Source organism: Aeromonas sp. HMWF016 (genome assembly GCF_963878195.1).
Taxonomy (GTDB): Bacteria; Pseudomonadota; Gammaproteobacteria; order Enterobacterales; family Aeromonadaceae; genus Aeromonas; species Aeromonas lacus.
On sequence record NZ_CAWNWX010000059.1, the window covers coordinates 1,321 to 10,313 of the forward strand.

At 59.5% G+C, this 8,993-nt stretch carries 10 protein-coding genes; 4 read left to right on the forward strand and 6 right to left on the reverse strand.

Features of this window, described 5'->3' with window-relative positions:
* The 3 genes from AACS24_RS08500 to AACS24_RS08510 all read right to left on the reverse strand — a co-directional run.
* A partial coding sequence (locus AACS24_RS08500) for an ATP-binding cassette domain-containing protein (protein ID WP_258223151.1) occupies nt 1-273 on the reverse strand: 273 nt, incomplete at its 3' end.
* Nucleotides 274-284: 11 nt separating this feature from the next.
* The gene (locus AACS24_RS08505; protein ID WP_181364353.1) at nt 285-1,316 is read right to left on the reverse strand and encodes a FecCD family ABC transporter permease; all 1,032 of its coding nucleotides are present in this window, start codon (nt 1,314-1,316) and stop codon (nt 285-287) included.
* The gene (locus AACS24_RS08510; RefSeq protein ID WP_108573150.1) at nt 1,313-2,164 is read right to left on the reverse strand and encodes a heme/hemin ABC transporter substrate-binding protein; all 852 of its coding nucleotides are present in this window, start codon (nt 2,162-2,164) and stop codon (nt 1,313-1,315) included. Before AACS24_RS08510 ends, AACS24_RS08505 begins: the two co-directional genes overlap by 4 nt.
* Before the next feature lie 166 nt (nt 2,165-2,330).
* Here AACS24_RS08510 and hutX point away from each other — a divergent pair, with 166 nt between their 5' ends.
* The gene (gene hutX / locus AACS24_RS08515; protein WP_108573152.1) at nt 2,331-2,843 is read left to right on the forward strand and encodes a heme utilization cystosolic carrier protein HutX; all 513 of its coding nucleotides are present in this window, start codon (nt 2,331-2,333) and stop codon (nt 2,841-2,843) included.
* Complete coding sequence (gene hutZ / locus AACS24_RS08520) at nt 2,840-3,397, forward strand: heme utilization protein HutZ (RefSeq protein ID WP_033114634.1); 558 nt, start codon at nt 2,840-2,842, stop codon at nt 3,395-3,397. Before hutX ends, hutZ begins: the two co-directional genes overlap by 4 nt.
* A 78-nt stretch (nt 3,398-3,475) precedes the next feature.
* Here hutZ and AACS24_RS08525 read toward each other — a convergent pair whose 3' ends face one another.
* The 3 genes from AACS24_RS08525 to AACS24_RS08535 are packed head-to-tail and all read right to left on the reverse strand — an operon-like array spanning nt 3,476 to nt 5,446.
* A complete protein-coding gene (locus AACS24_RS08525; RefSeq protein WP_108573154.1) occupies nt 3,476-3,859 on the reverse strand; it encodes a hypothetical protein in 384 nt (127 codons plus the stop codon).
* A 37-nt stretch (nt 3,860-3,896) separates the two neighbouring features.
* On the reverse strand, nt 3,897-4,451 hold the full coding sequence (locus AACS24_RS08530; RefSeq protein WP_108573156.1) for a cysteine hydrolase family protein: 555 nt from the start codon (nt 4,449-4,451) through the stop codon (nt 3,897-3,899).
* A gap of 26 nt (nt 4,452-4,477) precedes the next feature.
* Entirely contained in the window at nt 4,478-5,446 is a 969-nt protein-coding gene (locus AACS24_RS08535) for a ChaN family lipoprotein (RefSeq protein ID WP_108573164.1), read from the reverse strand.
* Between the two features lie 181 nt (nt 5,447-5,627).
* On the opposite strand from AACS24_RS08535, the gene AACS24_RS08540 reads away from it, so the two are divergent.
* Both AACS24_RS08540 and AACS24_RS08545 read left to right on the forward strand, forming a co-directional pair.
* Nucleotides 5,628-7,733 (forward strand): TonB-dependent hemoglobin/transferrin/lactoferrin family receptor, encoded by a 2,106-nt coding sequence (locus AACS24_RS08540; protein WP_108573158.1) that lies wholly within the window; start codon nt 5,628-5,630, stop codon nt 7,731-7,733.
* Nucleotides 7,734-7,867: 134 nt separating this feature from the next.
* Nucleotides 7,868-8,746: a LuxR family transcriptional regulator gene (locus tag AACS24_RS08545; protein WP_258223152.1), complete on the forward strand. Its 879-nt coding sequence runs from the start codon at nt 7,868-7,870 to the stop codon at nt 8,744-8,746.
* The last annotated feature ends 247 nt before the right edge of the window (nt 8,747-8,993 follow it).

An 8,993-nucleotide genomic window follows, 5' to 3' on the forward strand; every position in this document is an offset into this window, starting at 1 on the left:
GGACGAGCTCTGCGGCAGCACACCGAGCCGGTGGGCCAGCTGGCTGCTATCCCACAGCTGACGCTCCCGGCCAAACAGGGTGATGGTGCCTTCATGGGGTAGCTCACCGGTCAGGCATTTGAGCAGGGTGCTCTTGCCCGCCCCGTTGGGGCCGAGCAGGGCGGTCAGGGTGCCGCAGTGCAGAGTGAGATCGAGCTCATCCAGGATCTGGCGCTGGCCACGGCGCAGGCTCAGCCTGGAGCAGGTCAGCAGAGGGGAGGCAAATCGTTCCATAGCAATCCGTGTTAGAGCGCGCGGCGGCTCTTGATCAGCAGCCAGATGAAAAAGGGTGCACCGAGCAGGGCGGTAATGATGCCGACCGGCAGCTCGGCCGGGGCCAGCAGGGTTCGCGCCAGCATGTCGGCTCCCAGCAGCAGGGCTGCTCCCATCAGGGCGGAGAGGGGAAGCAGTCTGACATGGTTGGGGCCGGCCAGCAGTCGTACCAGATGGGGTACCACCAGTCCAACAAAGCCGATCATTCCCGATACCGCCACCGCCACGCCGACACCGGCGGCGGTGAGTAGAATCAGGCGACGCTTGAGCGCCTGCACATCGATCCCCAGATGGCGGGCTTCCCCTTCGCCGAGCAGCAGGGCGTTGAGGGGATTGGCATCGCGCATAAAGAGCCACAGCAGGGCCGCCAGCGTAAGCAGCGCCAGCACCATGTCGGCCGGTTTGCCGGCGGCCATGGTGCCCATCTGCCAGAGGCTGAGATCCCGCAGCATCTGATCGTCGGCGAGATAGCTGAGCAGGCCGATAACCGCGCCCGAGAGCGCCGTGATGGCGACCCCGGCCAGCAGCATGACGGTCACCGAGGTGCCACCCTCCCGGGTTCCTAGCAGATAGACCAGAGTGGTGGTCAGCGCACCGCCGAGAAAGGCGAGCAGCGGCAATAGCCCGACGCCGAGCAGCTGTTGTAGGGACTGACCGAGAGGGGCCAGCAGCACGATGGCAAGGGCCGCACCGAGCGCCGCACCGCCGGAGACACCTATGATGCCGGGATCAGCAAGGGGATTGCGAAACAGCCCCTGCATCACGGCGCCACAGAGCCCGAGGATCCCGCCGACTGCGATGCAGAGCAGGGTGCGAGGGAGTCTAATCTCCTGCACGATCAAGAGCTTGTGGGCCTCAATCCCGCTCTCCTGCCCGGCAAACAGCGCCCGCAGACTCTCGCCCAGGGTGAGCGCCATCGGCCCGGTTGCCAGCGAACCGAGCAGCAACAGTGCCAGTGCGGCCGTGGTGAAGGTCAGCAGCCAGGGGAGGGGCAAGCGCATCATGACCCCTGTTTGAGCCACTGGGCGATCTGGTTCGCCTGCTGCAGGGAGTTGAGGCTCAGGCCCCCTTGCAGGGCATGGCCGTCGATGGCGTGAATGGCGTTGCGCTTGCCGGCCGGGGTGGCGGCCAGTGCGGGTACTTCGGCCAGCACCTTGGCCGGATCGGCGTAGCGTTGCCAGTCACGGCCGCTGACCAGCACCAGATCGGGCTGCATCTCGATAAGGGATTCGGCGGAGACGGGTTTGTAGTTGCGCAGCGTGGCTGCGGTATTGGTGCCGCCAGCCAGCGTAAGCAGGGCGCCGGCGGTGGTGTCGCCCCCGGCAATGCTCACCGGTTGCCCCTTGTGCAGCAGCAGGAAGGCGACCTTGAGCGGCTTGTTAAGTTTGGCTTGTGCCGCCAGCTGCTCGGTCTGGCTCTGGATCTGCTGTTTGAGCTGCTCGCCCGCGGCCTTGTCATCCAGCAGGCTGGCCAGGGTATCGATACGCTCATTGAGGTTGGCCAGGGTCGGTGCCGTTTCCAGTACTTCTACCTTGACCCCGGCACGGCGCAGCTGATCGAGGGTTGGCGCCGGCCCCATCTCGTCGCTGCCGACCACCAGAGTGGGTGCCAGACTGAGGATCCCTTCGGCCGCCAGTGCGCGCTGATAACCCACCTTGGGCAACCCTTTTGGCAAGGGGCTGCTGACATCGGTCGCGACGAGGCGATCGTCGCCACCGAGCGCCAGAATGAGTTCAGTAGTGGCTGGGCCAATGCTGACGATGCGGGTATTGGGCGCTTCGGCAGCATGAGTGAACAGGGGGAGCAGAGAGCTGCTCAACAGGGTGAGTGCGAGGGCAAGAGGACGGCCCATGCTAACCTCCGACAATAGGGTGAAACGGATGTGCCGCCCAGAATATCAAGGGTTTGAATAAAATGCACTGAGAATGATAGCAATTATCAATTGCATTGATTCTGGTGCTTTATTAGAGTAGCCGCCATGATAAACAGCGAGGCTGTGCCTCGCCGAGGGAGAAACGATGAGCATTGCACAACGCATTCAGGAGATGCTGGAGCAGGATCCCAGCGCTCACCCTTCAACCATTGCGACCCAGCTGGCCGTCAGCGAGTGGGAGGTGGTTCGCCAGCTGCCCGCGGAGCTGGTGACCCTGTTGCCCGCCGATCGTGCACAAGCTCTGCTGGACGATCTGGCCGACTGGGGTCCGGTAACTACCATCGTCGAGTCGGAAGGTTCCATCTTCGAAGTGAAGGCGCCGTTCCCGAAGGGGAAAGATGCGCGTGGTTACTACAACATGATGGGGCGCGACGGTGAGCTGCACGGTCATCTCAAGCTCGACAACGTGGCGGGGATTGCGCTGGTCAGCAAGCTGTTCATGGGCAAGGAGGGGCACTCCTTCCAGTTCTTCGGCCACTCCGGTCGCTGCATTTTCAAGGTTTATCTCGGCCGCGACGAGAAGCGCCAGTTGCTGGCCGATCAGGTCACCCGTTTCATGGCCCTGCGCCACCCGTCTCAAGAGGAAGTAAAAGCATGAGTGAACGTCAGGAGCGTCTGCAGAACCGTCTGCAACCGGAGATCCGCGAGTTTCGCGACAGCTGCCGTACCCTGCAGCTCGCCACCGTCGACAGCGAAGGCAATCCCAACGCCAGCTATGCGCCGTTTGTGCTGCAGGAGGATGGCTACTATGTGCTGATCTCCGAGATCGCCCGCCACGCCCGCAACCTGCAGCAGGTGCCCCGGGTATCCCTGATGCTGATCGAGGATGAGAGTGGGGCCCGCGAGCTGTTTGCCCGCAAGCGTCTGACGTTTGATGCCGTTGCCGAAGTGGTCGCCCGTGACGACGCTCGCTGGAGCAAGGCCGTGGCTGCACTGGAAGGCCGTTTTGGCGAGATCATCAAGGGGCTCTCCAACCTCAAAGACTTCAAACTGTTCCGCCTCAAGCCGGAGCAGGGGCTGTTCGTCAAGGGATTCGGCCAGGCGTTTGCCGTCTCCGGTGACGAGCTGGTGGATTTCGTCCATCTGGTGGAAGGGCACAAGCGCATCGACAACGGTGCCGAGCTCACCAGCCCGGCCGATGCGCCGGTCTGACGACACGACATCGGCCACAACAAAACGGGCAGCCAATTGGCTGCCCGTTTTTTTATTGCGTTATCTCATCCGGATTGCTTAATCCTGCCAGGAGGCCTTGTTGGGGAAGGCGCTGCGATCGGCAGCGGTTGCCGTCTCGTTACACTCACCCCGCACCTTCCAGGAGGTCTGGCTCAGTACTATGTACCCTTCCCGGCAGTACTTTTTGCTGGCGAGGGTCTGGGTCAGCAGGTTCTCCTGCAATGCTTCCCGCTGCTCCAGCAGCCGCTGGCTCTGGGCGGCAGAGAGGCCGCGTGGCAGGGTGTCGTTGGGCGCGGCTTCAAAAGTGAAGCGCTTGCTCCCCTCCTCGTTGATGTGGGTCAGGAAGAGGGGCTCGGGCCCGTCATACTTCTGGCCAGGCAAGCTGGAGCAGGCCGACAGCATGGGAACAATCAACAACAGGGTGGCAGACAACTGGCGCACGACAGACTCCGGTGAGAAACGAGGCGAGGCTCGCAGATTAGCACGGCTGCAGGGCGGGTGTTACTGCCAGCAGTTCGTCGGTGGTGAGCAGGGTGACACTGCGCTCCTCCGGCAGGCTGAGGTGGCGCCACATCCAGTGATGGTGCTCGATGATCTGGGGCGCGTTCAGGTGCGGGCGGTCGGCGGTAGTGTGGCCATCGCTCAGCACCAGCACCTCGAAGCCATGAGAAGCGGCACTGCGCACCGTGGTGTCGACGCAAAAATCGGTGGCACAGCCACAGATAATCAGTCGATCGACCGGCTGCTCGGCCAGCAGGAAGGCGAGCTCGGTGTCGAGAAAGCTGTCACAGGCCGTCTTGCGTACCCGGCTCTCTCCCTTGGCCGGTTGCAGCGCACTGTGCAACTGCCAACCCGGGGTGCCCGGTTCCAGTTCGGTACCGGGGGGCGAGTCATGCTGGATATAAATGACCCGTCCCTGCTGCTGCCTGACATGGGCCGCCGCCCGGTTGATATTGGCCAGCATTTGTTCCTGGCGGTAACGGGGCTCGTTGAACAAGCCTTGCTGCACATCGATGATCAGTAACACATCCATTTTCTTACCCGCCGTTTCCTTGAAGATTAGGGTTGCAGCCACTGGCTGCAGTCACGACTGCGGGATTGATGCAGCGCGCCCATATCTTGCTTCATCTCGTCACTGTTTTGCCAGCGCTTAGGCAGCGGCATGATGGTTACCTGCACATCGGCTGCGCGATCTGCAACAGAGGTCTCATCTGTACGGGGGACGACCAGTGCCACCTTGAGTGCCGGATTGCGGCTGGCGATGCGACTGGCAATCCCGAGCCCCCCCTCGACGTGGAAATTGCCGGCGATATGCATGATCTGCTGGCCCGGGTGCTTGGCGAGATAATCCACCATGCTCTCGGCCATGGTGTCGTCCCAGCTGGTCTGGGCGGCGAAGCGGCGGGCGTTGCTGTCGGCATCTCCATGGTGCATGGAGGCCATGAACTTCTGGCGATAGGGGTCATCACCCAGCGTCAGTTGGCGGGCCAGCTGGCTGCGGCGCGTTGCCGGCAGTTTGTCGATCCAGGCGGCACCTTCCTGACCGATGCAGCTCACCAGCGGTTTGGGGGCGTTGGCGGCGATCACCGGCATGTGGTGCGCCTTGGCGAACTCCACCAGCGGGCGATAGTCGCTCGGGTAGTTGGGCCAGGCATGCCCTTCACGGATGAGCGCAGCTTCACCTATCTTGCCTGCCAGATAGGCATCAAGGGTCGCTTGATCGGCCCGGCTGAACTGCTCCATGGAGAGGGTCAGCTCCCGTCCGTTTTGCTCTGCTTGCTGATACAGGGCGCTCAGCAGCCGTGACTGCAACAGGTGGATGGCTGGGTGGGTGTGCAGTTCACCCACCAGAATGATGTCGGCCTCCGCGAGACGGGCAGTGGCCTGATCCAGAGTCAGGGCTTCCTGCTGCGAACCACCCAACTGATAGTCATAGAGGGTCGCCAGTGGTGGGGATACTGGTGGCTGGCTGGTGGCGCAGCCAGCCAGCAGCAGGGGCAGAGCAAGCAGAGGGAGTCGTTTCATCAGCAATCTCGCGGCATAGAGAGGCCCGAACAGGGGTTGTGTCACAGGCATAAAACAGGAAATAGCTGGCAGTGTAAAACTAACAATTCTCTTTTTAAATGATAATGATTCTTTTTTATTGATCTTTGGGTTGGGGTGGGTAAGATGCGGCCTGTTTGATAATAGTTCTCAATAAGGATTCGCTGTGACCCATCAAAACGCACTCTCTCTGGTCGCGCTCGCCGTAGCGGCCGGTCTCTCCTCCCAGGTCTTTGCTGCCACCCAAAAGGCAGATGAAGTCGTGGTCGTCAGCGGCTCACGGATGGAGCAGAAGCTGGAAGATGTCTCCGGCCCCATTTCGGTGATCACCGCCAAACAGATCGAAGAGCAGGTGGTGACCGATGCTGCTGATCTGTTCCGCTATGAACCCGGTGTCGCCGTGCTGGGCGGGCAGGGAGATGCCCAGACCTTCATCATCCGCGGTATGGGTGAGAATCGGGTCAAGGTGGTGCGTGACGGGGTGCGCCAGAACGATGCCTACAGCAAGGGCGGAGTGGGTCAGAGCTACTTCGATACCGACATGATCAAGCAGGTGGAAGTGGCCAAGGGGCCAGCATCCGCGGCTTATGGCTCCGATGCGCTGGGTGGCGTTATCGCCATCACCACCAAGGATGCCAGCGACTTCCTCAAGGGCAAGGATAGCTATCTGGATGTGACCAGCGGTTACGCCTCCAGCAGCCACCAGAAGATGGCAGGCTTTACCGGCGCCCTGCGTACTGGTGACGTGGAGAACCTGCTGCGTTACACCTGGCGCGATGGTGGCGTCACCCAGAACTACGATTCAACCAAGAACGATTTCGATATCGGTACCCACGCCCTGTTGCTCAAGAGCAAGTGGAATCTCTCCGATGAGCAGTTCCTCAAGCTGACTGTCGACTACCTGACCGATGGCGAGGAGCCGGATGCGGTCAAGCTCAACAAGGTGGGGACCGGCACCGCCCGCGTGTTCGATCAGCCCATCACCGACAAGCAGACCGATAACCTGTCGCTGGTGCTGGATCACGGTATCGCGCTCAATCAAAGCTGGGCCGATCGGATGGATAGCAAGGTCTACTTCGCCCGCACCAAGCAGACGTTGGATCAGTACGCCTCGTCCAAATATCCGGTTAACCCGCGCAACCCCTATGTGACCAAAAACTCGTTGGATCACAACGTGTTCGATCAGAAGAACATCGGCGCCCAGCTGCAGTTCCACAAGGCAGTGGCCAACCATCGTCTGGCCTGGGGCGTTGAATACGAGCACACCGACAACGAACGTACCCGCTACAAGGGGCCGACCACTCCCGGTGATTTTGTCGGTTACAACGAGCTGAGCTTCCCGGCTACCACCAGCGAGCGCAGCGCCCTGTGGGCCTTTGACGAGATCAAGTTTGGCGAGCGCTGGGTGCTGACGCCGGGCGCCCGTTATGACTACTACCGGATGACTCCGGACAACGATCCGGCCTACACAGGCGACAAGCTGCACAAGTTCTCCGAAGGGGAGCTGTCGCCCAAGCTGGGTCTGGTGTTCAAGGCCCACGAGGCGGCCAACCTGTTCGCCCAGTACAGCCACGGCTTCAAGGCCCCCATGTATGACAGCGCCTTCTCCACCCTGAACCATCAGGCGTATGGTTATCGCATCGAGCCTAACCCGAACCTCAATCCGGAGAGCAGTGACGGCATCGATCTCGGCGTACGTGGCAACAGCAACGGCTTCAGCTATGAAGTGGCCAGTTTCTACAACAAGTTCGACGACTTCATCGAGATGGTGGAAGTGGGCAAAGAGGGGCGCACCGCCGTCTACCAGTACCAGAACCTGAGCAAGGCGACGACCAAAGGGGTCGAAGCCAAGGCGGATTACTGGCTCAACGACATCGTCAATGTCTGGGGCAACCTCGCCTACATCGAAGGCAAGGATGGGGATGGCAACTACATCAACAGCCTGAGCCCGCTCAATGGCTCGGTCGGCGTGCGGCTGGAGCAGGAGAAGTGGAACTTCAACACTGCGCTGCGCTTTGCCGACGACATGGACAAGGTACGCAAGGATACCAAGGGCAACGAGTATGCGAAGGCGGCCGGTTGGGGCGTGGTGGACATGTATGCCCAGTTCAACCCGATGCAGGATCTGCAGCTCAACGTCGGTCTCTTCAACCTGTTTGACAAGGAGTACACCCGTTACGAACGCATTGCCGGCCGTGATGCAGGTTCTGATAACAGCCTGATGACCGAGCCGGGCCGTAATCTCAGCGCCCGCGTCAAATACGTATTCTAAAAACGACAACACACGCAGTGAACCCGGACTTCAGTCCACTCCGAATCCCCGCCCTGACAGGCGGGGATTTTTTATGAGGTATCCGGAGATTGTGAGGCCAGTTCGTCATAGAGGCCATAAAAGCAGCATTTTCTTTGCGTAAACAAGATATTGTGCTATTTGTTCCATGCTTAATAACATCTAGAACATTTTGGCAACGGGGAAATGCGCTTTTGACTTCTACATCCCCCCACACTTTCGAGACTACCAACGCACTTGAGCTGATCACCCGGTTCAATGACGCATCCAATGAACAGACAATACTCGCTCTGCTGCGCCAGCTCTGCGAGCTGATGGGATTTGACTACTTTCGCTTGGGATTTATCTCACCCAGCTCCATTCAGCGGCCGGATGTGCGGATCTTCAATGGCTGTCCAGCAGAATGGGTTCAGTACTACAACGAACAAGCCCTTTATACCGTTGATCCGGTTGTCAAAAAAGGTATGACTCAGAGTACACCGTTACTTTGGGCCAACCTCATTACTGAGTGTTGTGACCTGCAAGACAGCGCCGGGCTGGAAGTGATGTTGCTGGCTCAGGAGGCCGGCTTGCGCGATGGCATCACCATCCCCTGGCACGGTGCAAATGGTCATATTGGACTGTTCTCATTGATTACCAGTGAGCCCCGTACCGAACATCAATGGTTGACTGCTATTCCGTTTCTGAGCTGGCTGGCGACCCATATCTTTGAAGCCGTGGCCAGGGTCTGCATTGCCGCCATGCCTCCTCGAGAGATGTTGACTACTCGCGAACTGGAGGTGTGCCAATGGGCTGCAGAGGGCAAACAGGTCAGCGATATTGCCCAGATCCTCGATATCAAACCCAGAACCGTGACCTTCCATCTGGAGAGAATTGCGGAGAAGCTGGGGGCGAGCAGCAAAAATCAGGCAATTTCCTGGGCCCTCAAGCAGGGGGTAGTCAAGCTCAATATTGATGCCGCGCAGGTCGAGAATGTGCTCGATAACAGTGAGTAGTTCTGTTCTAGGCAATCAATTGCTCATCTGGCAGATGAAATGGCTGTCTTTGCGAACTGTGCCGGTCAAAATGTTTTTCTGCGCAATTTATTGCATGGTTGCGCTGTGTGGTTTCAGCCTGCAATGGTTAAGGTGTTGATTTTTAAAAAATAAAAAAATGGCATGGTCGCTGCTAATAGTCTGGTCGAGTGCTATCTCATTTAACCAATCTATTTAGGAGCATACACATGCCAACTCCATGTTATAT